The following is a 742-nucleotide window of genomic DNA, read 5'->3' on the forward strand; positions in this document are numbered from 1 at the left end:
GCCGGAGCATTGCTACGTGCCGATCGAGCAGGGCGCCCTGCTGGAAATGCTCGGTAACCTGCTGGAAAACGCCTACCGCCTGTGCCTCGGCGAAGTGCGGGTCAGCGTGCGCGAATCACTGGCCGGGATCGAGTTGTGTGTCGAGGACGATGGCCCGGGTGTGCCACTCGATCAGCGTGCGCGGATTCTTGAGCGTGGCGAACGGCTGGACGCCCAGCATCCCGGGCAGGGCATCGGGCTGGCGGTGGTCAAGGACATCATCGAAAGCTACAACGCGCGTTTGGCTTTGGGCGATTCACCGATGGGCGGGGCGGCGTTCAGGATTCATTTTCCTGCGGTGTGAAGGTTGGCAGTGCCAGCCTCTTCGCGAGCAGGCTCGCCCCCACAGGGGCACGGCTGCGCAGATGATTTGGGGCACGACTCCCACAAGCTCTGCTTCGCTTTACAGATACTTCAGCCAGCTGATGTCCCGCCGCCGCGCTTTCAGTGCCGAAAACCAGCGCACTGCCGGGAACAGCACCACGGCAAGAACCACCGCCGCGATCCACACCGCAGTCACCGACGAAAAGCCGAAATAGTTGCCCTGATTCAGGCCAAACAGCGCCAAACCGATCAAGTACAACACCGTCAAAACATACAAGTGCAGCAGATAGAAAAACATCGGCGCCGAGCCGAACACCGTCAGCCAGCCAATCCGGCGGCGACTCTGCACGCGCTCAAAGGCGAGCAACAGCAACAGCCC

Annotated in this window: 1 protein-coding gene and 1 pseudogene; one reads left to right on the forward strand and one right to left on the reverse strand. The window is 61.9% G+C overall.

Going from position 1 to position 742, the window contains the following annotated elements:
• The coding region (locus J5M56_RS23695; RefSeq protein WP_243430878.1) for an ATP-binding protein at positions 1-343 on the forward strand (343 nt) is incomplete at its 5' end.
• 99 nt (positions 344-442) lie between these two features.
• Here the strand turns inward: J5M56_RS23695 and J5M56_RS23700 are convergent.
• A pseudogene (locus J5M56_RS23700) lies at positions 443-742 on the reverse strand (hypothetical protein); the annotation flags it as partial.

This window comes from Pseudomonas sp. 51_B (assembly GCF_017491595.1).
Classification (GTDB): domain Bacteria; phylum Pseudomonadota; class Gammaproteobacteria; order Pseudomonadales; family Pseudomonadaceae; genus Aquipseudomonas; species Aquipseudomonas promysalinigenes.